The sequence below is a fragment of the Enterobacter sp. CPE_E1241 genome (assembly GCF_045618265.1).
Taxonomy (GTDB): domain Bacteria; phylum Pseudomonadota; class Gammaproteobacteria; order Enterobacterales; family Enterobacteriaceae; genus Enterobacter; species Enterobacter adelaidei.
Genome location: NZ_JBIWYV010000001.1, coordinates 3,767,038 through 3,791,466, shown reverse-complemented (window position 1 = coordinate 3,791,466; position 24,429 = coordinate 3,767,038). Strand labels below are relative to the sequence as shown.

24 protein-coding genes are annotated in these 24,429 nt (G+C 57.5%); 12 read left to right on the top strand and 12 right to left on the bottom strand.

From position 1 onward, the window contains the following. Positions 1-19: 19 nt before the first annotated feature. From ACJ9Y9_RS18550 to hycI, 8 genes are read left to right on the top strand one after another with little or no spacing between them, the layout of a single operon-like run. A complete protein-coding gene (locus ACJ9Y9_RS18550; protein WP_028016837.1) occupies positions 20-628 on the top strand; it encodes a 4Fe-4S dicluster domain-containing protein in 609 nt (202 codons plus the stop codon). Further along, positions 625-2,439: a formate hydrogenlyase subunit 3 gene (gene hycC / locus ACJ9Y9_RS18545; protein WP_028016836.1), complete on the top strand. Its 1,815-nt coding sequence runs from the start codon at positions 625-627 to the stop codon at positions 2,437-2,439. Before ACJ9Y9_RS18550 ends, hycC begins: the two co-directional genes overlap by 4 nt. A gap of 1 nt (position 2,440) precedes the next feature. After that, the gene (locus ACJ9Y9_RS18540) at positions 2,441-3,364 is read left to right on the top strand and encodes a respiratory chain complex I subunit 1 family protein (protein ID WP_028016835.1); all 924 of its coding nucleotides are present in this window, start codon (positions 2,441-2,443) and stop codon (positions 3,362-3,364) included. 15 nt (positions 3,365-3,379) lie between these two features. Continuing rightward, a complete protein-coding gene (hycE, locus tag ACJ9Y9_RS18535; RefSeq protein WP_028016834.1) occupies positions 3,380-5,089 on the top strand; it encodes a formate hydrogenlyase subunit HycE in 1,710 nt (569 codons plus the stop codon). Between the two features lie 9 nt (positions 5,090-5,098). After that, on the top strand, positions 5,099-5,641 hold the full coding sequence (locus tag ACJ9Y9_RS18530; RefSeq protein ID WP_028016833.1) for a formate hydrogenlyase complex iron-sulfur subunit: 543 nt from the start codon (positions 5,099-5,101) through the stop codon (positions 5,639-5,641). Continuing rightward, positions 5,641-6,408: an NADH-quinone oxidoreductase subunit B family protein gene (locus tag ACJ9Y9_RS18525; RefSeq protein ID WP_028016832.1), complete on the top strand. Its 768-nt coding sequence runs from the start codon at positions 5,641-5,643 to the stop codon at positions 6,406-6,408. The genes ACJ9Y9_RS18530 and ACJ9Y9_RS18525 overlap by 1 nt, the downstream gene beginning before the upstream one ends. Beyond that, positions 6,405-6,815 carry a formate hydrogenlyase maturation HycH family protein gene (locus ACJ9Y9_RS18520; protein WP_028016831.1) on the top strand — a complete coding sequence of 137 codons (411 nt, stop codon included), beginning with the start codon at positions 6,405-6,407 and terminating at the stop codon, positions 6,813-6,815. The genes ACJ9Y9_RS18525 and ACJ9Y9_RS18520 overlap by 4 nt, the downstream gene beginning before the upstream one ends. Continuing rightward, the gene (gene hycI / locus ACJ9Y9_RS18515; RefSeq protein ID WP_028016830.1) at positions 6,808-7,263 is read left to right on the top strand and encodes a hydrogenase maturation peptidase HycI; all 456 of its coding nucleotides are present in this window, start codon (positions 6,808-6,810) and stop codon (positions 7,261-7,263) included. Before ACJ9Y9_RS18520 ends, hycI begins: the two co-directional genes overlap by 8 nt. 81 nt (positions 7,264-7,344) lie before the next feature. On the opposite strand, the gene ACJ9Y9_RS18510 is transcribed toward hycI, so the two are convergent. Both ACJ9Y9_RS18510 and ascF read right to left on the bottom strand, forming a co-directional pair. Then, positions 7,345-8,769 (bottom strand): 6-phospho-beta-glucosidase, encoded by a 1,425-nt coding sequence (locus ACJ9Y9_RS18510; RefSeq protein ID WP_028016829.1) that lies wholly within the window; start codon positions 8,767-8,769, stop codon positions 7,345-7,347. An 18-nt stretch (positions 8,770-8,787) separates the two neighbouring features. After that, on the bottom strand, positions 8,788-10,239 hold the full coding sequence (gene ascF, locus ACJ9Y9_RS18505; protein WP_028016828.1) for a PTS cellobiose/arbutin/salicin transporter subunit IIBC: 1,452 nt from the start codon (positions 10,237-10,239) through the stop codon (positions 8,788-8,790). A 214-nt stretch (positions 10,240-10,453) separates the two neighbouring features. Here ascF and ACJ9Y9_RS18500 point away from each other — a divergent pair, with 214 nt between their 5' ends. From ACJ9Y9_RS18500 to ACJ9Y9_RS18485, 4 genes are all read left to right on the top strand, one after another. Further along, entirely contained in the window at positions 10,454-11,467 is a 1,014-nt protein-coding gene (locus tag ACJ9Y9_RS18500) for a LacI family DNA-binding transcriptional regulator (RefSeq protein ID WP_028016827.1), read from the top strand. Positions 11,468-11,601: 134 nt separating this feature from the next. Beyond that, positions 11,602-12,147, top strand: coding sequence for an electron transport protein HydN (gene hydN / locus ACJ9Y9_RS18495; protein ID WP_028016826.1), 546 nt, complete (start codon positions 11,602-11,604; stop codon positions 12,145-12,147). A 6-nt stretch (positions 12,148-12,153) separates the two neighbouring features. Next, positions 12,154-14,370, top strand: coding sequence for a carbamoyltransferase HypF (gene hypF / locus ACJ9Y9_RS18490; protein WP_028016825.1), 2,217 nt, complete (start codon positions 12,154-12,156; stop codon positions 14,368-14,370). Position 14,371: 1 nt separating this feature from the next. Beyond that, positions 14,372-15,394, top strand: coding sequence for a HoxN/HupN/NixA family nickel/cobalt transporter (locus tag ACJ9Y9_RS18485; protein WP_028016824.1), 1,023 nt, complete (start codon positions 14,372-14,374; stop codon positions 15,392-15,394). Here the strand turns inward: ACJ9Y9_RS18485 and ACJ9Y9_RS18480 are convergent. From ACJ9Y9_RS18480 to srlA, 10 genes are all read right to left on the bottom strand, one after another. Next, complete coding sequence (locus tag ACJ9Y9_RS18480) at positions 15,367-17,031, bottom strand: SgrR family transcriptional regulator (RefSeq protein WP_028016823.1); 1,665 nt, start codon at positions 17,029-17,031, stop codon at positions 15,367-15,369. The genes ACJ9Y9_RS18485 and ACJ9Y9_RS18480 overlap by 28 nt on opposite strands. A 131-nt stretch (positions 17,032-17,162) precedes the next feature. Beyond that, a complete protein-coding gene (gene nagE / locus ACJ9Y9_RS18475) occupies positions 17,163-18,653 on the bottom strand; it encodes an N-acetylglucosamine-specific PTS transporter subunit IIBC (RefSeq protein WP_028016822.1) in 1,491 nt (496 codons plus the stop codon). Positions 18,654-18,874: 221 nt separating this feature from the next. Continuing rightward, positions 18,875-19,033: a hypothetical protein gene (locus ACJ9Y9_RS18470; RefSeq protein ID WP_164881322.1), complete on the bottom strand. Its 159-nt coding sequence runs from the start codon at positions 19,031-19,033 to the stop codon at positions 18,875-18,877. Positions 19,034-19,271: 238 nt separating this feature from the next. Then, a complete protein-coding gene (gutQ, locus tag ACJ9Y9_RS18465) occupies positions 19,272-20,237 on the bottom strand; it encodes an arabinose-5-phosphate isomerase GutQ (protein ID WP_028016821.1) in 966 nt (321 codons plus the stop codon). Next, positions 20,230-21,003: a DNA-binding transcriptional repressor gene (locus ACJ9Y9_RS18460; RefSeq protein WP_028016820.1), complete on the bottom strand. Its 774-nt coding sequence runs from the start codon at positions 21,001-21,003 to the stop codon at positions 20,230-20,232. The genes gutQ and ACJ9Y9_RS18460 overlap by 8 nt, the downstream gene beginning before the upstream one ends. Positions 21,004-21,066: 63 nt before the next feature. After that, on the bottom strand, positions 21,067-21,426 hold the full coding sequence (gene gutM, locus ACJ9Y9_RS18455; RefSeq protein WP_028016819.1) for a transcriptional regulator GutM: 360 nt from the start codon (positions 21,424-21,426) through the stop codon (positions 21,067-21,069). A 67-nt stretch (positions 21,427-21,493) separates the two neighbouring features. Continuing rightward, entirely contained in the window at positions 21,494-22,273 is a 780-nt protein-coding gene (srlD, locus tag ACJ9Y9_RS18450; RefSeq protein WP_023294411.1) for a sorbitol-6-phosphate dehydrogenase, read from the bottom strand. 14 nt (positions 22,274-22,287) lie between these two features. Then, the gene (gene srlB / locus ACJ9Y9_RS18445; RefSeq protein WP_028016818.1) at positions 22,288-22,650 is read right to left on the bottom strand and encodes a PTS glucitol/sorbitol transporter subunit IIA; all 363 of its coding nucleotides are present in this window, start codon (positions 22,648-22,650) and stop codon (positions 22,288-22,290) included. Between the two features lie 12 nt (positions 22,651-22,662). After that, a complete protein-coding gene (locus ACJ9Y9_RS18440; RefSeq protein WP_028016817.1) occupies positions 22,663-23,622 on the bottom strand; it encodes a PTS glucitol/sorbitol transporter subunit IIB in 960 nt (319 codons plus the stop codon). Continuing rightward, a complete protein-coding gene (gene srlA, locus ACJ9Y9_RS18435; protein WP_028016816.1) occupies positions 23,619-24,182 on the bottom strand; it encodes a PTS glucitol/sorbitol transporter subunit IIC in 564 nt (187 codons plus the stop codon). Before srlA ends, ACJ9Y9_RS18440 begins: the two co-directional genes overlap by 4 nt. Positions 24,183-24,429 lie beyond the last annotated feature (247 nt).

The following is a 24,429-nucleotide window of genomic DNA, read 5'->3' as shown; positions in this document are numbered from 1 at the left end:
ATCACCAGAGGATAACCCGGTGAACCGTTTTGTAATTGCTGACTCGACGGTCTGTATTGGCTGTCGAACCTGTGAGGCGGCGTGTTCGGAAACGCATCGCCTGCATGGGTTGCAGTCCATGCCGCGTCTGCACATCATGCGTAATGAAAAAGAGTCTGCCCCGCAGCTCTGTCATCACTGTGAAGATGCCCCTTGCGCGGGTGTTTGCCCTGTGAATGCCATCACTCGCGTTGATGGCGCTGTCCAGCTGAACGAAAGCCTGTGCGTGAGCTGCAAGCTGTGCGGCATTGCCTGCCCGTTCGGCGCGATTGAATTTTCCGGCAGCCGCCCGCTGCATATTCCGGCTAATGCCAACACGCCGAAAGCCCCTCCTGCGCCCCCGGCCCCCGCGAAGGTAAGTACGCTGCTTGACTGGGTCCCCGGCATTCGTGCCGTCGCGGTGAAATGCGACCTGTGCAGCTTTGATGAGCAAGGTCCAGCGTGCGTACGCACCTGCCCGACCAAAGCGCTGATTCTGGTTAACATCCGCGATATCGCCCGCACCAGCAAGCGTAAACGTGAGCTGACCATCAATAGCGATTTTGGCGATCTTTCGCTTCTGCAGGCGCTTAATGAGGAGGCGAAATGAACGCCATAACCATGATCAACAGCGCCGTGGCGTACTTTACCGCCGCCGCAGTACTGGCGCTGATCTTCTCTTTGCATAAAACCCTGAGCGGCTGGATCGCCGGAATCGGCGGGGCGGTCGGTAGCCTGATGACGCTGGCGGCGGGCGGTGTCGTCCTGCTCGGTGGTCAATCCGTAGAGGCCGTGATGCCGCTGATTCGCCACACCGTGGAGATTACGCCGCTAAATGCCATCTGGCTGGTGACGTTTGGCCTGTGCGGTCTGTTTATCAGTCTGTTCAATATTGACTGGCACCGCCACCAGAATACTAAAGCCAACGGCCTGCTGATTAACCTGCTGCTGGCAACGGCGGTCTGTACCGTTATTGCCAGTAACCTCGGGGCGCTGGTGGTGATGGCGGAGATCATGGCGTTGTGTGGTGTCTTCCTGACGGGCTGCAGCGCCTCCGGCAAACTGTGGTTTGCGCTGGGCCGTCTCGGGACGCTGCTGCTGGCGCTGGCCTGCTGGCTGGTGTGGCAGCGCTTCGGCACGCTGGACTTCTCCGCACTCAACGGTCATCCGCTGGGGAATGACGTCTGGCTGCTGGGCGTTATTGGCTTTGGCCTGCTCGCCGGGATCATCCCGCTGCACGGCTGGGTGCCGCAGGCGCATGCGAATGCCTCCGCACCTGCTGCCGCGCTGTTTTCTGTGGTGGTGATGAAGGTCGGTCTGTTCGGCATTTTGGCGATTACGCTGACCGGCGGCCAGCCTCCGCTGTGGTGGGGCGTCGTGCTGCTGATCGCCGGGATGATCACCGCATTCGTCGGCGGTCTGTACGCCCTGATGGAGCATAATATCCAGCGTCTTCTGGCGTACCACACGCTGGAAAATATCGGCATCATCCTGCTCGGTATTGGCGCGGGCGTGACCGGGTTAGCGCTCAATCAACCGGCGCTGATTGCCGCCGGTTTTATCGGCGGTCTCTATCACCTGATTAACCATAGCCTGTTTAAAAGCACGCTGTTCCTGGGCGCGGGGAGCGTCTGGTTCCGCACTGGCCATCGCGATATCGAAAAGCTTGGCGGCATTGGCAAAAAGATGCCCGTGATTTCACTGGCGATGCTGGTCGGTCTGATGGCGATGGCGGCGCTGCCGCCGCTCAACGGCTTTGCCGGGGAGTGGGTGATCTATCAGTCCTTCTTCGCGCTCGGCCAGAGCGACGCGTTTATCGCCCGTCTGCTGGGGCCGCTTCTGGCGGTCGGGCTGGCGATTACCGGGGCGCTGGCGGTGATGTGTATGGCGAAAGTCTACGGCGTCACCTTCCTCGGCGCGCCGCGCACCCGCGAAGCTGAAAACGCCTGCTGCGCACCGGTACTGATGTGTGCCAGCGTGGTTGCGCTGGCGCTGTGCTGCATCGCGGGCGGCGTCGCTGCGCCGTGGCTGTTGCCGCTGCTGGGAAGCGCTATTCCGCTGCCGCTGACCGTGGCGAATACCACCGTTTCTCAGCCGATGATTGCGCTGCTGCTGATTGCCGCGCCGCTGCTGCCATTCATTCTGATGCTGTTCTTCAAACGCGACCGACTCGCCTCCCGCTCGCGCGGTGCGGCGTGGGCCTGCGGTTATGAACATGAACAATCAATGGTGATCACCGCCCACGGCTTTGCCATGCCGGTGAAAGAGAACTTTGCCGCCGTGCTGAAGCTGCGTCACTGGCTGAACCCGGTGGCCTGGATCCCTGGCTGGCAGAGTGCTGCCGTGCCTGCGCTGTTCCGCCGTCTGGCCGTTATCGAGCTGGCGGTGCTGGTAGTGATTGTGATTTCACGAGGAGCCTGACATGAGTTTGTTACTGGCACTACTTCAGGCGCTGGTGTTATTCGCCGTTGCGCCGCTGTTTTCCGGGGTGAGCCGCGTGGCGCGCGCCCGAATGCACAACCGTCGCGGGCCTGGCGTGCTGCAGGAGTACCGCGATCTCTTCAAATTGCTCACTCGCCAGAGCGTGGCCCCGGATGCTGCAGGCTGGGTCTTCCGCCTGACACCGTTTGTGATGGTGGGCGTGATGCTCACCATCGCCACCGCGCTGCCGGTGGTGACGGTGGGTTCACCGTTGCCGGTACTGGGTGATTTGATCACGCTTATCTATCTCTTCGCCATCGCCCGTTTCTTCTTTGCGATTGCGGGCCTGGACACGGGGAGTCCGTTTACCGGTCTTGGCGCCAGTCGTGAGGCGATGCTCGGCGTGCTCGTCGAGCCGATCCTGCTGCTGGGGCTGTGGGTCGCCGCGCAGGTGGCGGGTTCCACCCACATCAGCTTTATCACCCACACCGTTTACCACTGGCCGGTGGCGCGCTCGATCCCGCTGGTACTGGCGCTCTGCGCCTGCGCGTTCGCCACGTTTATTGAGATGGGCAAACTGCCGTTTGACCTCGCGGAAGCGGAGCAGGAGCTGCAGGAAGGGCCGCTGACGGAGTACAGCGGCTATGGCTTTGCGGTGCTGAAGTGGGGCATCAGCCTCAAACAGCTGGTGGTGCTGCAGATGTTTGTCGGTGTCTTCTTCCCGTGGGGGCAGATGACGCATTTCTCGGTGAGTGGTCTGGTGCTGGCCGTGGTCGTTGCGGCGCTCAAACTTCTGGTCGGCGTGTTGGTGATTGCTCTGTTTGAAAACAGCATGGCGCGTCTGCGCTTTGTCGCGACATCGCGCATCACCTGGGCCGGTTTTGGTTTCGCATTTTTAGCGTTCGTCTCCTTGCTGGTGGCGTGATTAAAGAGAGTTTTTATGTCTGAAGAAAAGAAAGGTCAGCAGTATCTCGCCGCGTTGCATCAGGCTTTCCCTGGCGTCGTGCTGGAGGAGTCCTGGCAAACCAAAGACCAGATCACCGTCACCGTTAAGGTGAACTATTTGCCGGAAGTGGTGGAGTTTCTCTATTACCAGCAGGGCGGCTGGCTGTCGGTGCTGTTCGGCAACGACGAGCGCCAGCTGTGTGGCAATTACGCGGTGTACTACGTGATGTCGATGGAGCAGTTCGAGAAGTGCTGGCTCACCGTACGCGTTGAAGTGGACCCAAACAAACCGGAGTATCCGTCCGTCACGCCGCGCGTGCCTGCCGCCGTCTGGGGCGAGCGTGAAGTGCGCGATATGTACGGGCTGGTGCCTGTAGGCCTGCCGGATGAACGTCGCCTGGTGCTGCCGGACGACTGGCCGGACGAACTCTATCCGCTGCGCAAGGACAGCATGGACTACCGCCAGCGTCCGGCCCCGACCACCGACAGCGAAACCTACGAGTTTATCAACGAGCTGGGCAGCAAGAAGAATAACGTGGTGCCGATTGGCCCGCTGCACGTCACCTCTGACGAACCGGGCCACTTCCGCCTGTTCGTCGACGGCGAGAACATTATCGACGCCGACTACCGCCTGTTTTACGTCCATCGCGGGATGGAGAAGCTGGCGGAGACCCGCATGGGCTACAACGAAGTCACGTTCCTCTCTGACCGCGTGTGCGGTATTTGCGGCTTCGCCCACAGCACCGCCTACACCACCTCGGTGGAGAATGGCATGGGAATTGTGGTGCCAGAGCGCGCGCAGATGATCCGCGCCATCCTGCTGGAGGTGGAGCGCCTGCACTCGCATCTGCTGAACCTCGGCCTGGCCTGCCACTTCGTCGGTTTTGACTCCGGGTTTATGCAGTTCTTCCGCGTGCGTGAAGCGTCGATGAAGATGGCGGAGATCCTCACCGGCGCACGTAAAACCTACGGTCTGAACCTGATCGGCGGGATCCGCCGTGACTTGCTGAAAGACGACATGATCCAGACCCGCCAGTTGGCGCAGCAGATGCGTCGCGATGTGCAGGAGCTGGTGGATATGCTGCTCAGCACGCCAAACATCGAACAGCGTACCGTCGGGATTGGTCGTCTTGACCCGGAAATTGCCCGTGATTTCAGCAACGTGGGTCCGATGGTGCGCGCCAGTGGCCATGCCCGCGACACCCGTGCCGATCACCCGTTCGTTGGTTATGGTCTGTTGCCGATGACCGTGCACAGCGAGCAGGGCTGCGACGTTATCTCTCGCCTCAAAGTGCGCATCAATGAGGTGTTCACCGCCCTGAACATGATCGACTTCGGTCTGGATAATCTGCCAGGCGGCCCGCTGATGGTTGAAGGTTTCACCTACATTCCAAACCGCTTCGCGCTGGGGTTCGCCGAAGCGCCACGTGGGGATGACATCCACTGGAGCATGACCGGCGACAACCAGAAGCTCTACCGCTGGCGCTGCCGTGCGGCGACCTACGCCAACTGGCCAACCCTGCGCTATATGCTGCGTGGAAACACGGTTTCCGACGCGCCGCTGATCATCGGCAGCCTTGATCCGTGCTACTCCTGTACCGACCGTATGACGGTGGTGGATGTGCGCAAGAAGAAAAGCCAGGTGGTGCCATATAAAGAACTTGAGCGCTACAGCATTGAGCGTAAGAACTCGCCGCTGAAATAAGGACTCGTCATGTTTACCTTTATTAAAAAAGTCATCAAAACCGGCGCGTTAACCAGCAGTTATCCACTGGAGCCGATGCCGGTGAATAAAAACTTTCGCGGTAAGCCGGAGCACAATCCGCAGCAGTGCATCGGCTGCGCGGCCTGTGTAAACGCTTGTCCGTCGAATGCCCTGACGGTGGAAACGGACCTCAAAACCGGTGAACTGGCCTGGCAGTTTAACCTCGGGCGCTGCATCTTCTGTGGCCGCTGCGAAGAGGTCTGCCCGACTGTCGCAATCCGCTTGTCACAGGAATATGAGCTGGCGGTATGGAAGAAAGAAGATTTCCTGCAGCAGTCGCGCTTTGAACTGTGTAACTGTCGCGTCTGCAAGCGTCCATTCGCCGTGCAAAAAGAGATCGACTATGCCATCGCGCTGTTGCAGCACAACGGAGACGCTCGCGCAGAACATCATCGTGAAAGCTTTGAAACCTGCCCGGAGTGTAAGCGCCAGAAGTGCCTGCTGCCGTCCGACCGCATTGATATTACCCGCCATATGAGAGAGGCCAGCTGATGGAAAACCTACTGGGCCCGCGCGACGATAACGGCATTCCGGTGCCGATGACGGTGGATGAATCCATCGCCAGCATGAAGGCGTCGCTGCTGAAAAAAATCAAACGCTCGGCCTATGTCTACCGCGTGGACTGCGGCGGTTGCAACGGCTGCGAGATTGAGATCTTCGCCACCCTGTCGCCGTTGTTTGACGCCGAGCGTTTCGGCATCAAAGTTGTACCGTCTCCGCGCCATGCCGACATTTTGCTGTTTACCGGCGCCGTCACCCGCGCCATGCGTTCGCCTGCGCTGCGCGCCTGGCAATCTGCGCCTGACCCGAAAATCTGTATATCGTACGGAGCCTGTGGCAACAGCGGCGGCATTTTCCACGATCTGTATTGCGTCTGGGGTGGCACTGACAAAATCGTACCGGTGGATGTTTACATTCCGGGCTGCCCACCGACACCTGCCGCAACGCTGTACGGTTTTGCCATGGCGCTTGGTCTGCTGGAGCAGAAAATTCATGCTCGTGAACCTGGGGAGCTTGATAACCAGCCTGCGACCATCCTGCACCCGGACATGGTACAGCCACTGCGGGTGAAGGTCGATCGCACGGCGCGCAAACTGGCGGGCTACCGCTATGGTCGCCAGATTGCCGACGATTACCTGCGTCTGCTGAGTCAGGGTGAGCATCAGGTGGCTCGCTGGCTGGAGGCGGAGAACGATCCGCGTTTGAATGAGATTGTGGCAAACCTGAACAACATCGTGGAAGAGGCGCGTATCCGATGAGTGAAACGGTGGTGTTCAGTCAGCTGAGCCGTAAGTTTATTGATGAGAACGATGCCACGCCGGATGCGGCGCAGCAGGTGGTCTATTACAGCCTGGCGATTGGGCATCACCTCGGGGTGATTGACTGCCTGGAAACGACGTTAAGCTGCCCGTGGCCCGAGTATCTGGCGTGGATCGCCACGCTGGAGGAGGGCAGCACGGCGCGGCGCAAGATGGAAGGCGTGCCGAAGTACGGCGAGATCGTCATCGACGCCAACCACATTGCGATGTTGGCGAACGCGTTTGACGCGGCGCTGAACAGGCAAACCCCTGAACAGCAGGCGTGGAGCAAAACGCTACTCAGTATGCTGCATGATATTCATCAGGAGAGCGCCATCTACCTGATGGTGAGGAGATTACGTGACTGACGTTTTACTGTGTGTTGGCAACAGCATGATGGGCGATGACGGCGCAGGCCCATTGTTGGCAGAAATGTGCGCGGCAAATTCTCAGGGTAACTGGGTGGTCATCGACGGTGGCAGCGCGCCGGAAAACGACGTGGTTGCTATTCGTGAGCTGCACCCGGACAGGCTGCTGATCGTTGATGCCACGGATATGGGGCTCAACCCCGGCGAGATCCGCCTGATTGACCCGGATGACATCGCCGAGATGTTTATGATGACTACCCACAATATGCCGCTGAACTACCTGGTCGATCAGATTAAAGACGACGTGGGCGAGGTGCTGTTTTTGGGGATTCAGCCGGACATTGTTGGGTTTTATTACCCGATGACGCCGCCGGTGAAAGCGGCGGTCGAAGTGGTTTATTCCCGGCTTGCGGGATGGTGTGGGGACGGGGGATTTTCCCGGCTCTGAACAGCGCCCGGTGGCGCTACGCTTACCGGGCCTACGCTTTTGTAGGCCGGGTAAGGCGAAGCCGCCACCCGGCAAAACAGTCTACTCCAGATCCGCCCCGTTACTCGCAATCACCTTCTTATACCACCAGAACGATTTCTTGCGTTTCCTGTCCAGCGTGCCGTTTCCGGCGTCGTCGCGGTCAACGTACACAAACCCGTAGCGCTTGCTCATCTCGCCCGTTGAGGCGGCCACCAGGTCGATGCAGCCCCAGGTGGTGTAGCCCATCAGCGGCACGCCGTCCTCAATCGCGTCACCCATCGCTCGGATATGCTCGCGCAGATAGCTGATGCGGTAGTCGTCGTTAATCTCGCCGTTTTCATCAATAACGTCTTTCGCCCCGAGACCGTTTTCCACCAGGAACAGCGGCTTCTGGTAGCGGTCGTACATCATGTTCATGGTGATGCGCAGGCCGAGCGGGTCGATACCCCAGCCCCATTCGCTCACCTGAATATGCGGGTTGCGCAGGGATTTAACGATATTTGCCGCGCTGGTGTTGCCCGCGTTCATATCCGCCGACGCGCAGCGCGAGGCGTAATAGCTGAACGAGACAAAATCGACGGTGTTTTTCAGCAGTTCGTCGTCGCCAGGATCTTTCACAATCACCACGCCTTTCTCGCGGAATACGCGGGCAGAGTAGGCCGGATAGCTGCCGCGCGCCTGCACGTCGATAAAGAACAGGTTCTCGCGATCTTTCTCCAGTGCCATCCACACGTCTTCTGGCTTGCAGGAGTACGGGTAGAAATTCCCGCCCGCCAGCATGCAGCCGACCTGGTTTTCCGGGTTTACCTCGTGGGCGATTTTGGTCGCCAGCGCGCTCGCCACCAGCTCGTGGTGTGCGGCCTGATATTTCACCTGATCTTCGTTTTCGCCTTCTTCAAATACCAGGCCCGCGCCAGAGAACGGGCTGTGCAACATAATGTTGATTTCATTGAAGGTCAGCCAGTATTTCACCAGACCATTAAATTCCTCGAAGCAGGTGCGGGCGTAACGGGCGAAGAAATCGACCATCTTGCGGTTGCGCCAGGAACCGTACTCCGTCACCAGGTGCATCGGCACGTCGAAGTGGCAGAGGGTCACCAGCGGCTCGATGTTGTACTTTTTGCACTCTTCAAACACCGCGCGGTAGAAGGCAATACCTTCTTTATTGGGCAGCGGCTCATCGCCATTTGGATAGAGGCGGCTCCAGGCAATTGAGGTGCGGAACACCGTAAACCCCATCTCCGCCATCAGGGCGATGTCTTCTTTGTAGCGATGATAAAAATCAATCGCTTCATGGCTTGGGTAAAACTCGTCGTCACGCAACGAAAACCGCTTTTCCTTACCGACCTTTACCGCCAGACGATTCGCGCCGTGGGGGATCATATCGACCGTTGTGAGCCCTTTGCCGCCTTCGCGATAAGCGCCTTCACTCTGGTTGGCGGCAAGCGCGCCGCCCCATAAAAATCCTTTTGGAAAAACAGACATTCTTACCTCACTCTCAATTTATGCTTTTGCTGCTTTGCTCTGTACCGGGGCACTCTGGAGGGCGCGCGCTTTTTCAGCATCGTCTTCGACCGGGATATCTTCAAAACCTAATATCAGGGTCAGAACGAACGACAGCACCACCGCCAGCGCCATGACACCGAACACCCAGACGATGGTCATCGGGTTCGCCGGATCGAAGAACTGCACGCTGGTAAACAGCCCCGGTGCGGCCATCGAATGGCTGGCAAGTCCGGCAATGCCGGCCACCGCACCGCAGATAAAACCGCTGATCAGGCTCGCAATCAGCGGACGTTTCAGCCGTATCGCTACACCGTACAGCGCGGGTTCAGAGATCCCCGCCATGATGGCAGAGGCTGCCGCCGCTAACGCCGTCTGGCGCAGCTCCGGGTTTTTGGTTTTCCAGGCTACCGCCAGAGACGAACCGCCAAGGGAGAGGTTGGCGCCGATTTCCGACGGCATGACCATCCCTTCTTTGCCCGTTTCGGCAATGGTCTGGATGATGGTTGGCGTAAAGACGCGGTGCATCCCGGTCATCACCAGCAGCGGCCAGAGTGCTCCCATGATCGCCACGGAGAGCCAGCCCAGATAGCCGTGAATGGTGTAAACCAGCGCGGAGATGGCGCTACCGATCCAGATCCCCAGCGGCCCAATCAGCACAATGGCGAGCGGGGCGGCAATCAGCACGATCAGCATCGGTTTGAGGAAGTTTTTGGTCACTGCCGGGGTAATGCGATCGACCCAGCGTTCGATGTACGACAGGCACCAGGTCATCACCAGCGCCGGGATCACGGTGTAGGTGTATTTCACCGCCGTTACTGGAATGAAGGCGAACTCAACGTGCTCGCCCTGCGCGGCTTTCGCCATCAACTCGATAAAGCTCGGATGCACCAGCACGCCCGCGATGGCAATTGCCAGTGACATGTTAGTTTTGAATTTCACCGCTGCCGAGGCCGCCACCATCAGCGGCAGGAAGAAGAAGGCACCGTCGCCAATCACGGTGAGAATGGTGAGCGTCGGCGCGCCTTTAGGCAGCACGCCGGTCATCTCAAGGATCATCGCCAGCAGTTTAACCATCGAGCCACCGATGATCGCCGGGATCAGCGGCGACATGGTGCCGATGAGCGCATCCAGGATCCCGGCGCCAATGCGGCGCAATGTCAATTTCTGTGGACCTTCCGGTGATGCAGGCTGCAGGTCGGCTGGCAGCAGGCTGACTACCTCGCGGTAGGCCTGAGAAACGGTGTTGCCAATGATCACCTGGCACTGGTTGTCGTTGCGCACTACGCCGAGCACGCCGCTAATGCTTTTCAGACGCGCAGCGTCGGTGAGGCTTTCGTCTTTCAGGACGAAGCGCAGACGCGTCATGCAGTGGGTGACGGCGACGATGTTCTCTTTGCCGCCCAGCGCGCTGACGACATCATTCGCCAGCGCAGCGTAATTTTTGGCCATCGGATGAGATCCTGTTATCGTTGTGAGAAATGTAGGAAACCGGTTCCACATAATCATCATGAGTTTCTTTGAATGAAACAAGATCACATTTCGACCATTTTTTCATTTCGTGATGATGATCACCAGGCGGTGCAAAAAGCGTGATTTCATCGCTGCGACAATTTTTCTGCAGTGCAGTACACTGCGCTCCATCAGTTTCAGACGGAATAACAAGATGACCACGATGCTTGAAGTGGCGAAGCGGGCAGGCGTTTCGAAAGCAACGGTATCCCGGGTGCTGTCGGGAAATGGCTATGTCAGCCAGGAGACCAAAGACCGGGTGTTTCAGGCCATTGAAGAGAGCGGCTATCGCCCGAATTTACTGGCGCGCAACCTGGCGACCAAACGCACCCAGACGCTGGGGCTGGTAGTGACAAACACCCTGTATCACGGCGTCTACTTTAGCGAACTGCTGTTTAACGCCGCGCGGATGACAGAAGAAAAAGGGCGGCAGCTGATCCTTGCTGACGGCAAGCACAGCGCCGATGAAGAGCGTGAGGCGATCCAGTATTTACTCGATATGCGTTGCGATGCGGTGATTATCTACCCGCGTTTCCTGAGCGTGGATGAGATGGATGAGATCGTCGAGAAGTGTGAGCAACCGATTATGGTGCTTAACCGCCGCTTGCGGAAAAACAGCAGCCACAGCGTCTGGTCCGATCATAAAGCTTCCTGTCAGGAGGCGGTGTCGCAGCTGATTGAGAAAGGGCACAGAGAGATCGCATTTATCACGGGTTCGCTGGATTCACCCACCGGGGTTGAACGTCTCTCCGGCTACAAGGACGCACTGGTTCAGCACGGTATTCCGCTACACGAAGGGCTGATTGCGCAGGGTAAGTGGAACCCGGCCAGTGGTGCAGCGGCGGTTTCCGAGCTGTTGGCTCGGGGGGCAACCTTTACGGCGCTGGTAGCGAGTAACGACGATATGGCAATCGGTGCCATGAAGCAGCTGCACGACAGCGGCGTGGTCACCCCGGACGCGGTATCGGTAATCGGTTTTGACGACGTGGCCATCGCGCCTTATATCGTGCCGTCGCTTTCCAGCGTTCGCATTCCGGTGACGGAGATGATCAAAGAAACCATCAGCCGACTGATCTTTATGCTCGACGGCGGGGAGTTTAAATATCAGCAAACGTTCTCCGGCGAGCTTGTCCTGCGTGGCTCCGTCATTGACGGCCCTCATCGTTGATGTCGACAGCTGTCATCGTCAGAAGTGACGATGACAGTGCCAGCGTAATTTTTAAATTTATTTAAAATCAATGCCTTAATAATTGGCACGGTTTATGAATATCTCCGCGCATAACAGTAATGCTGGAGAAGCAGATGAACCGTTTTATTATGGCCGATGCCAGTAAGTGCATTGGTTGCCGTACCTGTGAAGTGGCGTGCGTGGTTTCCCATCAGGCGGAGCAGGATTGCGCGTCGCTTACCCCTGATACTTTTTTGCCCCGCATCCATGTCATTAAAGGCGTGAATATTTCCACCGCCGCCATCTGTCGTCAGTGCGAAGACGCACCGTGCGCGAATGTCTGCCCGAACGGGGCGATTAAACGCGAAAAAGGGTTTGTGCACGTGATGCAGGAGCGCTGCATCGGCTGTAAAACCTGCGTGGTTGCCTGCCCGTATGGCGCGATGGAAGTGGTTGTCCGTCCGGTTGTGCGTAACAGCGGCATGGGCCTGAATGTGCGCACGGACAAAGCCGAAGCCAACAAGTGTGACCTCTGCTACCACCGTGAAGCGGGCCCGGCCTGCATAGAAGCCTGCCCGACGCACGCCCTGGTGTGTGTTGATCGCGAAAAGCTCGAACAGATGAGTGCGGAAAAACGCCGTCGTGCGGTGTTCGATACCTCTTCATCTCTGCTGTTCTGATCCGCCATGTGCAGTAACGGCGTACAGCTGCGCGTGCGCGGCAAAGTGCAGGGCGTCGGGTTTCGTCCCTTCGTCTGGCAACTGGCGCAGTCGCTTCAGTTATCCGGCGACGTCTGCAATGACGGAGAGGGCGTGCTGGTGCGGCTCGCGGGTAATGGGGGGGCCTTTACCGCGAGGCTGCGCCAGGACTGCCCACCGCTGGCGCGTATTGACGCGATCGACTTGCAGCCCTTCACCTGGAGGCGTGTGCCGGAGGACTTTACCATCCGTCACAGCGCGGGCGGTGCGATGGACACCCAGATTGTACCGGATGCCGCTACCTGTCCGGCATGCCTGGCTGAGATGCGCGATCCCCGTGAACGCCGTTATCGCTATCCGTTTATCAACTGCACCCACTGTGGTCCGCGTTTTACCATTATCCGCGCCATGCCTTATGACCGCCCGGCCACGTCGATGGCGACATTCCCCCTGTGCGAACCGTGTGAAACGGAGTATCGCAACCCCGCAGACCGCCGTTTTCATGCGCAGCCCGTCGCCTGCCCGGACTGCGGGCCGGAGCTGGAATGGCGTGCGGGAGACAGCATTGCCACCCGCGAGTCTGCGTTAAGCGCTGCGGTAGAGATGCTGAAAAACGGTGGCATTGTTGCCATCAAAGGGTTAGGGGGTTTTCACCTCGCCTGTGATGCGCTCAATCCGCAGGCGGTCGCGCGACTTCGAACGCGCAAACAGCGTCCCTCGAAGCCGCTGGCCGTGATGATCCCGCAGGCGGAAGCGCTGCCGACGGCGATTCAGACGCTGTTATGCTCACCTGCAGCCCCCATTGTGCTCACGCCAAAGGTGTGGTTGCCCGCGTTGCCCGACGAGATAGCTCCGGGCCTGGACTCGGTAGGCATCATGCTGCCCGCAAACCCGCTGCAACATTTGCTCATGCTCGACTGCCAGCGTCCGCTGGTGATGACCTCCGGTAATCTCAGCGGCAAACCGCCCGCCATCAGTAATCAGCAGGCGCTGGACGAGCTTGGGGAGATTGCAGACGGTTTTCTGCTCCACAACCGCGACATTGTGCAGAGGATGGATGATTCGGTCCTGCTTCAGGACGGGACAATGCTGCGCCGTGCGCGCGGTTTTGTACCGGATGCCATCACGTTGCCTGCAGGTTTTAGCAATATACCCGCTATGTTGTGTACAGGTAGCGAGATGAAAAATACGTTCTGCCTGGTGCGCGGGAACCAGGCCGTGCTGAGCCAGCATTTTGGCGATCTCAGTGACGAGGGTGTCGAAGCCCAGTGGCGTTCGGCACTGGCGGTGATGCAGCAGATCTATACCTTTCAACCGGAGCGTGTGGTGTGCGATGCCCATCCGGGTTACCACACCCGACAATGGGCACACGAGCAGGCGTTGCCGGTCGACACCGTGTTGCACCATCACGCACACGCGGCGGCGTGCCTGGCTGAAAACGGCTGGCCGCTCGACGGTGGCGATGTTATCGCGTTGACGCTGGACGGGATCGGCATGGGCGAGAACGGTGCGCTGTGGGGGGGGGAATGTCTGCGGGTGAACTACTGCGACTGCGAGCATCTCGGTGGATTACCTGCCGTGGCGTTGCCTGGTGGGGATCTGGCGGCCGTTCAGCCGTGGCGCAATTTACTCGCACATTGCCTGGCGTTTGTGCCTGACTGGCAGCACTACCCGGAAACGCGTGCGGTACAGCGCCAAAACTGGCCGCTGCTGGCGACAGCAATCGGGCGTGGCGTCAATGCGCCGCTGGCCTCGTCATGCGGAAGGCTTTTCGATGCAATCGCCTGCGCGCTGGGCATAGAAACGCAACGCTACGAAAGTGAAGCGGCTTGCCGGCTGGAAGCACTGGCTTCACAGTGCGCCGGTGTCGCGCACCCGGTCACGCTTTCGGTGGATAATCTCTCCCTCTTCTGGCAGCAATGGCTGAACTGGCAGGCGGAGCCCTGCGAACGCGCATGGGCGTTTCACGATGCGCTGGCAAAAGGGTTGGCGCAATTAGTCAAATTGCATGCCATGCGTTTATCACTTTCCACGGTGTGCTTCAGCGGTGGGGTGTTACACAACCGCCTGCTGCGTGCGCGTCTGCGTCATTATCTTTCAGACTTTACGCTTCTTTTTCCTTCGCGCCTGCCCGCAGGTGACGGAGCGATCTCCTTCGGGCAGGCGGTGGTCGCCGCCGCCCGGTCATGTTCACAAAGGACTTAAAATGTTACGACTCTTACGCAATGAACCTCGCGCCGCGCTTCTGCTGCTGGCTCTGGTAATGGCAAACCTGCTGGCCTGGGGATGGGCATGGCAAACCTTCAGCGGCAGCACGGCGTTGATGGCGGCAAGCCTGCTTGCCTGGTGTTACGGACTTCGCCATGCGGTGGATGCCGACCACATTGCGGCTATTGATACCGTCACGCGTAAGATGATGCAGCAGGGCAAACGCCCATCCGGCGTAGGGACCTGGTTCTCGCTGGGTCATTCCACCATCGTGGTGCTGGCCTCCATTGCCATTGCTGCCACCGCTACGGCGTTTCAGAAAAATATGGCATGGTTTCACGAGACAGGGAGTCTGATTGGAACAGCCGTTTCCGCGACTTTCCTGCTGGCGATGGCGCTGGTCAATATGGTGATTTTACGCGGCGTCTGGCGCAGTTTTCAGGCGCTGAAAAAGGGGCGCGCGACAAGCAGTGAAGTAGAGTTACCTGCACAGGGCGGCGTCATGAACTGGTTATTTGGCGCAACCTTCCGGCTGGTCAACAAAAGCTGGCAGATGTACCTGGTCGGATTCCTGTTTGGTCTGGGGTTTGACACTGCCACCGAAATTGGCGTGTTGGGCATTTCTGCCGCCAGCGCCTCTCACGGGATGTCGGTGTGGTCAATCATGATCTTCCCGGCGCTCTTCGCCAGCGGTATGGCGCTGGTCGATACCCTCGACAATTTGTTGATGGTCGGTGCTTACGGATGGGCGTTTAACAAACCGCAACGTAAGCTCTACTACAACATGACCATTACCGGGACATCTGTGGTGGTGGCGCTGTTTATTGGCGGGCTGGAAGCGCTGGGTCTGCTGATGGATAAATTCGCCCTCAGCGGTGGCGTCTGGGATGTGATTGGCGCGGTAAACGACAACCTGGGCAACGCCGGATTTGTGGTGGTCGGGCTGTTTGTCGCCTGCTGGCTGATCTCCATGGTCAACTACCGCTGGCGCGGCTACGATGCGCTGGTCGTGCGCTCCTGAGCCGGCGGTAGCCAGGCGCGGGTGAAATCAAGCCAGCCGCTGGCAGTCAGCACAATGTTCTGCACATTTTCCATCGTGTTGATGCGATAGCGGTAGTGGAAAAGCGGCGTACAGGCGCCGCTTTCAAGCAGGCGATGAAAGAAGGCGGGCAAGTGTGCTCTTAGCGTTTCCTCACTTTCGCAATACGCCATCAGCGTCTGCTTTGCGTTTTGCCACGCGCTCTCACCCAGCGCGGCGATCCACGCGGGTTCTTCAGTAAACCACTCTGCCAGCGCAAAGACCGGTACTTCACCGGCAAGATAATCCCCCAGTAAGATATCCGCTTGCGCCAGCGCGTCAGGCGCATGCCACTCTTCGCGATCTTTCCAGTGAATCGTGACGTCGCAGCCACGCTTTTTCAGGCGAGTTTGCAGCATGCCGGCGAGATCGCACAGCACCGGCGTGTGATAGCAGACCAGTGAAAGGGCTGGTGGAAGCGTCACGTCAGGCGCTTCAGGATACGCGGGTGTCGTGATCCCGGGCAGTATTTCCGTACGGGTTTCAACATCATCCCGGCGGATGAACTGCTGGTTAAGATGCTGGATTTCCTGGCGTAACCAGGCGGCCAGCGGTTTTGGTAACCGGGCATTCACCATCAGCCAGGAAAACCCACCGCTGGTGGTGGTGATGGACTCCTGGGCGTTTTCTCCTTTACCAACGGTTATCCATGCCGGTTTTTCTGTTCCGGCGCGGGTTCGCCAGAACTCAATTGCATGCAGCAGGGGATGTGTCGCAAAGTACCACGGCTGACGCTCAAGGCGCAGATAGTGCGAGTGATGATGAGCAATTGCAAAGGGGCCTGCACCCACATTCGGTTGTTGCGGATGTGGCAAACGGCAAACATGATGCGCGAGACGATGCGCCAGCATGGCGTCTGGCGAGTTAAGCGTGATTTCCAGACACCACGGTGCGATAAGCATCACTTTGCTCACGTGAGTTAGCCCTGTATTACGTGCGGGATCGGCCAACAACTGGTGCAGCGCGCCGAGAATATCTTCATCGCTGATCGCTTGTCCGTTATGCCAGTGCGCACCGCTACGCAGGTAAAAGCGCCAGCGAAGTTTGTCGTCACTACTCTCCCAGTGATGGGCTAAATCGGCCACCGGTTGCGGGTGGCCGGGGACGTAACGCGTCAACCCAGCGTGAACCGCGCAGATAATATGCTGTTCGGCACGGCGACGCTGGAAAGCGGGATGAAGCAAGGTGAGCGGGCGATACCACGGAATACGGAGCGTCGGCTGGTGTTTAAGCCATTTACCCCCTAAAAACGGAGTAATGATGTGATGCAGGCTAGCCGGGTCGCCATCGGCCAGCTGCAACGCGCTCTGGTAGTCCCCTTTTTCCAGGCAGGCATGCATCAGCGGTGCGCTCAGTTCGCTGGTGGTTGTCAGGCAATGCAGGATGGCACGATGCCCACGTCCTGGTTGCGCCTGCCAGCTTAACCATCCGCTTTGCGTAAGCTGGCGCAGCAATGTGCGTGCATGGCGCTCACTGCATAACGCGACACCGGCCACTTCCGCGATGGTCGTGGGCTTTGGCTCTGTGCCGTAGTGCTGATAAAGCCGTTGATACTGTCGGATTTTCTGAAGCTGGCGCATGACGGCGTACCGGTAACAAAAGGAGAATGGTGAGAGTGTAGGGTGTTTTGCGGAATAAATAAGGGTGGGATATATAAAGTGTTCCGGTTTTATTCCCTCTCCGGTGAGAGAGGGAACAGGATTGTGCAGCGTCAGGCTTCGATCTGCGCCCGGATCTTCAGCGCGATGCTTTCGGCCTGTGGGCCCAGAATCACCTGCGCGTTCTGCGTACCCATTTTCAGAATGCCTTTCGCCCCCAGTGATTTCAGCGCCTGTTCATCCATCACGCTGTTATCTGTGAGCGTTAAGCGCAGGCGAGTTATACAGGCATCGACAATCTTCAGGTTATCTTTGCCACCCAATGCTGAGATGTATTGGGCAATGGCCTCGTTTTGATCGTCAGAATCACCCGTTACCGTGTCGTCGTCTTCGCGACCCGGCGTTTTCAGCTTGAAAAAGCGAATCGCGAACGTGAATACCACAAAGTAGATCGCAAAGAACAGAGCAATCAGAGGGATCAGGAGCCACGGCTTCGTGGCAAGACCCCAGTTCAGGACGAAGTCGATAAGCCCGGCGGAAAAACCAAAGCCATGCAGCACGCCGAGGCTGTTGGCGATCACCATACTCACACCAGCAAGTACCGCATGCAGGGCATACAGGGCTGGAGCGAGGAACAGGAAGGAGAACTCAATTGGCTCGGTAATGCCCGTCAGGAAGGCGGTCAGGGCGACAGAGAGCAGCATCCCGCCGACGGCTGAGCGACGTGCTTTTGGCGCGGCGAAATACATCGCCAGTGCCGCGCCCGGAAGACCGCCCATAAAGATCGGATATGCCCAGGCCATGTAGACCCCCGCATGCGGGTCACCGGCGAAGAAGCGGTTAAGATCGCCCCGGGTTAAGTCGGTGGCAATCTGCGTGATGCTGGATCCGTCAATACCAGGCACGGCGCTGCCAACGACCAGACCTTTCACCACGTCCGGCGCGAGACAGATGTTATGTACCGCGCTGGCAGCATCGTAAGTCACTTTCAGACAGTCACCGAGGCTGAACCAGAAGACGGAATGCAGTATGTAGTGCAGGCCGAAAGGAATTAACGCGCGGTTAAGGACACCGTAAATAAACCAGCCGGGCTCACCGCTACGGGACACCAGCAAACTGAAGGTATCAATGCCGTGCTGCACGGAAGGCCAGACGTAGCCGCAAATCCATGCGATGAACAGACAAATTAACCCGGTCATGATGGGCACCAGACGTTTACCAGCAAAGAACGCAAGGAAATCTGGCAGCTTAGTATTGGAGAAGCGGTTATAGCAGTGACCGGCCACCACACCCGCAATAATCCCGGCAAAGAAGGACATGTTAATGGAGGCGTTAATCACCGCTGTGGCTTTGGTGAGGACCAGAAAGCCGACAGCACCCGCGAGGGCTGCAGCACCTGCATTGTCTTTTGCCAGACCAATGGCGATACCCAGAGCAAACAACAGCGGCAGGCTGTCGAAGATCCCGCCACCGGCACTGGCAATAAACGGAATATTAAATACGTCAGGCTGGCCGAGGCGTAATAATATGGCTGCAACCGGTAAGGTGGCGATAGGCAACATCAGGGCTTTACCCAGACGTTGAAGATAACTAAATGCATTCATGAGAGAGGATTCCAAAAAGACTTAATTCACATCGGAAAATAACAGCTTTTATTTTAATGTGGAAGCAGGGGAGATGAAAATGTGATGCGATATAAATTAATTTTTATTATATTCCTCTGGTGAGTCATTCCTGAAATAAACAATGATGCATTCTATTATTTGTTCCGGTTTTTGCTGGTGGCGCTTCACACATTTGCTGAAGGAGAAGCGCCGCCAGACCTTCAGTTATCACGTTTGCTTACCGGAATCATCAGCTCCCGCAGGCGCTCGATACGAGCTTCAGGACTCAACCATAGCCAGCGAAATAAAATGTGCTCTGCTTTTCTGACCTGCTTAAAATAGTGAGCGAGATAGTTAAGCTCTTCGGTGAAATGTGCCATGAAATACCCCTTTCGCGTTAATGTGTGATCAGGGTAGATTGTTATTAGGGAATAAAACAGGGCAATGTTTTTCAGGTGTTCCGGTTTTAAGTATTGATGGGAATAATAAATAAAGGATTGATAGCGATGATTTATCTTATTTGTATTTATTTTATGAATAAATTGCGTAAAAAAAAGCGTTTAGACTTTTGAACTTCGCCAACCTGCACCGGCTGGCGAAGTGTCCTGGGCTCAAAGATTAGATAATTCCAGCCTGATAGAAATCCTGCAGGTTGATGGCGCCGCACAGCTTACCGCTGTCATCCACCACCGGCGCGGCGGTGATTTTACGTTTCATCAGAACCTCTTTGGCCTCAATGGCGCGGCTGTCGGCGTTCAACGTCAGCCCGCCCTGGGTCATCGCTTCAGAAACCGGCGATTCCAGCTTGCCGCCGCCGACCAGCCAGCGACGCAGATCGCCGTCGGTAAATACACCTTTAACAAAGCTGTCGCTGTCACACACGGCGACCAATCCCAGCCCGGTACGGCTCAGTTCCAGCATCGCGTCCATCACGCTGGTATCGAGTTTGACCTGCGGAATGGCATCGTCAGTTCGCATCAGGTGGTGAACCTTATTGAGCAGGCGTGCCCCAAGCGCTCCGGCCGGATGCGAACGGGCGAAATCTTCTTCGTTAAAGCCGCGCGCCTGCATCACCGCCATCGCCAGCGCGTCCCCCATCATCAGCGTATTAACGGTGCTGGATGTGGGGGCGAGGTGCATCGGACAGGCTTCACGCTCAACGGAAATATCCAGCGTGGCCTTGGCTGCCAGCGCCAGCGGCGAGCGGGATTTGCCGGTCATCGCCAGCAGAGCGACCGTTTTTTCCTGCAGGCGCGGAATGATGAGATCCAGCTCTTTGGCCGAACCGGAATAGGAGATAAACAGCATCACATCGCGGCTTTCGATCATCCCCAGATCGCCGTGCAGTGCTTCTGCCGGATGAACGAAGAAGGCCGGAGTACCGGTGCTGGCAAGCGTCGCCGCAATTTTCTTACCGATGTGACCCGACTTGCCGATCCCGGAGACAATCACCTTACCTTCGCACTGAATAATGGTGTTGGCCGCGCGAACAAAATCCTCGCCCAAGCGTTCGGGCAGGCGGCTGGCTTCCTGTAGCTCCAGCATCAGGGTCTGGCGGCCAGCGTTTAACAGAAAATCACTCATCTTTCTCTCCGGTTACGATCACGTCGATGCCTTTCTCTTCCAGCGCTTTTTTGAACGCCGGGTCGATACCTGCGTCGGTAATCAGTTTGTCGACGCTTTCCAGGCTGCAAACGATATTGGGGCTTTTACGGCCAAACTTCGATGAATCTGCCATCAGAATCACTTCCCGCGCGGCATTGCACATGGCTTTGCTGACGCTGAACACCTCGTTGAAGGTGGTCACGCCCGCGTTCAGGTCGATGCCGTCGGTGCCCATAAAGAGTTTATCAAAGCTGAAGTGGTCGAAGGCGTTCTCTGCCAGCTGGCCGTGGAATGACGCCGATTTCTTACGGAAGGTGCCACCCGGCATCAGAATGGTTTGCTCGCTATCGAATTCAGAGAGGGCGTTGACGATATGCAGGCTGTTGGTCATCACCGTGATGTTGTTAAAGCGACTGAGCAGCGGGATCATTTGCAACACGGTACTGCCTGCGTCAAGAATGATGGAATCGCCATCGTGGATAAATTTCACCGCCGCTTCGGCAATCAGCGCCTTCTGGTGGGTGTTGATCAGCGTTTTGTGATCGATAGGCGGGTCGGCTTCATCCTTATTGAGCACCACACCGCCGTAAGTCCGAATGACGGCGCCAGAGTTTTCGAGCAATACCAGGTCTTTGCGTATTGTCGTGCCGGTGGTGTCAAAGTAGTGGGCCAGATCGTCTACCGAGCATTTTCCCTGCTTTTGCAGATGCTCGAGAATGGCCGCCTGCCGCTGACGAGGTTTCATAGGCGCTTCGTTCCTTAGGTTGCGAAATGATAATTTCGCAAGTCTATAGCTTTCACAACGAAATTATCCATGTTTCAGATTAAGCGCTAATGATAGTGCATTCTGACAGAGTGGATCATGGGGAAAGATCACATCAGGCTGCAATTCCTGCAACGACAGTCCGTTAATCGCCTGGATTTTCACCGGGCGGGCGAAAACGGTCATGCCGCGCATGATGAGGGAATCGCAGACCTTGTCATCTTCGTCCAGCGCAACGGCAACCACCACGCGTGGTTTGAAACGCCCACCAGAACGTCCGACGCCCACGCGGCCTTTCTGACACAGCGCATCAAACGCGCGGTTAAACTGATGGATCTGCCAGCCGCCGAAAGCCATCTGGCAGAACCAGGCGAGGGCGGCGACGGTGATGAGTGCTGTGACCATATCGGCTCCTTGTTGTGTTCCCTCTCCCACAGGGAGAGGGTTAGGGTGAGGGCATCAGCCTGCCCGATCAGAACATCACCTGCCCACCGGTGACGTTAATTGACTGCCCGGTGCAGTACGAGGCTTTCGGGCTGGCGTAAAACAGCAGCATATTCAGCACGTCCTGATAGTCGCATCCGCGCTTGAGCGGCACTTTATCAATGTAATATTGTTCCACTTCTTCAGCTTTGATGCCGAGCTTGGTGGCATACTGCGGCAGCAGGGACTGGAACATCGGCGATTTCAGCAGGTTGCCCAGCATCAGCGAGTGAACGGTAATGCCATATTCAGCCAGATCCAGCGCCAGAGACTGCGTTAGCCCGACGCCGCCAAATTTCGCCGCGCTATAACCGGAGTTGTGCTTGCTGCCCACTTTGCCGGATTTCGAGTTAATCTGAATAATGCGCCCCTGAATGCCGTCGCGGATCATCAGGCGGGAAAACTCGCGGGCGCAGAGGAAATAACCCACGAGGTTCACCTGCAGCGAGCGGTCAAAATCCCCCAGTTCGAAATCGCTGATAAAGGCCGCTTTTGCAATCCCGGCGCTGTAAACCAGCAGGTCGGTACGGCCAAAAATCTCGTCCACACCGCGGGCAAGCGCCATTACGCTCTGCTCGCTGGTGGCATCGGCGCCAAACCCGTATGCCATTCCTTCGCCAAACTCGGTGTTGATGGTATCCGCCACGCGGGCGGCTTTTTCACTCTGAATATCCACTACCGCCACGCGGTAACCCTCTGCGGCAAGCCCACGGCAGAGGAACTCACCTAACGTTTGTCCCCCACCAATGACAACGGCAACCTGACTCATGTGATTCTCCTTAATTACGCAACAAATTTTAATGTACAGCCTGGGGTGACAGCCTGCGGAACCGGGCCATCGACGTGAACCGTGCCGGGGTATTCCGCCTGCGGCTGGCCGTCAAAACGCAGGGTGATATGGCCCAGCTCGCGCAGGTTTTGTTCGGCTACCTCACCGACGGCGGTCACGGCATAACGCGTTTCACCCAGCTCCAGCTGGCTGCCGGGCTTGAGTTCACCGCTCAGCACGCCATGGCAGTGGATAAAGCAAAACTCTTCGATATCCGCCGGGGCACCTTCGCGGAAGGTGATCAGCATCTGGTCGCTCAGTGCCTCCGCCGCGCTCTGGCCGATGCGGGTAATGGTGGTTTGGTAAATCACGGTCATAACAGGAACCTCTTATTGATAAATAAAGCCAGAGACAAACCAGGCAATCAGCACCGTCGGCGCGCCCGTCAGGAAGCGGCTTACCAGCACGGACGGCACGCCCACGCGCACGGTGTCCTGGCGCGCTTCGGCCAGCGACAACCCAACGGGAATGAAGTCGCACGCCGCCTGGGCGTTAATGGCAAACAGGGCGGGCAGAGCAAGGTGCGGGGGAATATTACCCAGGCCAATTTGCACACCAATCAGCACGCCGATGACCTGAGCAATCACCGCCCCAGGGCCGAGAAACGGCGACAGCAGCGGGAAGGAGCAGATCAGCGCCAGTGTGACCAGCCCAAGCGGATGGCTGGCGAGCGGGGCGAGACCGTGGGCAATCCAGTCACCCAGACCGGAGGCCATGATGATGCCGATCAGCGCCGAGACGAACGCCATAAACGGCAGGATGGTTTTCAGCACCGTGTCGATGGTGTCGCGCCCGGACTGGAACAGCACCGCCACGGCGGACCCCATGCCCATGCCGACTTTTGCCAACAGACCATCGCTCTGTTCGGTGATTTTTTTGCTGGTGTCGTAATCACGCGGTGTGGCTTTTTGTGGGGCAGGGGAGCCATTCACCAGAGTGATGTTGTCCTCTTTCACGCCCGACACATAAATGTCTTCCAGGATGTACTGCGCCAGCGGGCCTGACTTGCCGGTGGAGTGAATATTCACCGTCGGAATGCGACGCTTAGGATAGATGCCGCAGCGCAGCGTGCCGCCGCAGTCGATCACCGCCACGCCGATTTCCGCTTCCGGTGGCTCGCCCTCTTTAAAGCCGTCAACCGCTTCCCAGCCGGTCAGCTCGCGTAGTTTGTCAACGATCGCCGGGCGTGTGCCTGCGGTGATGTAGACGATCTTTTTGCCTTCTGTTGCGTCGAACTCCAGCGGGCCGCCCCAGCCGCCCGTGCCTTTCTCAATACGGATCCGGTTCATGCTGTGGCTCCTGAAAGATGGACTTTCTGTTCAAGCTGGATGCCCATTTTTTTCTCGAAAATGGCGGTGGTGAGGTCCGTCACCCAGCCGCGGAAGAAGTTGGTGACGAGGCCAACCAGCAGATAGCTCACCGCCAGTGGTCCGAGTGGCAGACCAAGGGTGGTAAGGCCGCTGGCTATCCCGAGATAGACAAACAGCTCGCCGGGGTTGATGTGCGGGAACAGACCGTTCATCGAATGGCAGCTGTAGGAGGCCGCTGCGTAGTAACTTGGTTTGTACTTTTCTGGCATAAAACGCCCGAGGCTTAAGGTCATCGGGTTGCAGAAAACGAAGGTACCGATACAGGGTAATACCAGGTAGCGGGACAGTGGGTTACCCGCGCAACGCTGAGCGAAGCGTTCAATGCGCTGCTGGCCGATAAAGTTGATCAGCGCGTTCATGATCACCAGCAGGCTGATCAGCAGGGGCAGGATCCCGGTCACCATGCCGGTGAACACTTCTCCGCCTTTCTGAAACAGCCCGATGAACCACTCGGCGCCGTGGGTGATGGTTTCTATCATTCTTCTCTCCTGTGGGGTTTTTTGTTTTTGTCTGACCGGGCTAATAATAATCACTTTGAAAGGTTTTAAAGTGTTAGTTAGATCTCACAATGAAAGAAAAATGTATTATTTTGAAAGTTTATTGATGAGGTCAATGATTTTCGGTGGAAAAAAGCGAGGATTTGCGTGGGGGAGGTGCGTACTGCTTCCTTGAGGTGTTGCGGATGCTTTACCATACTGAGCTCTTATCGAACCCGTTAAATGGATG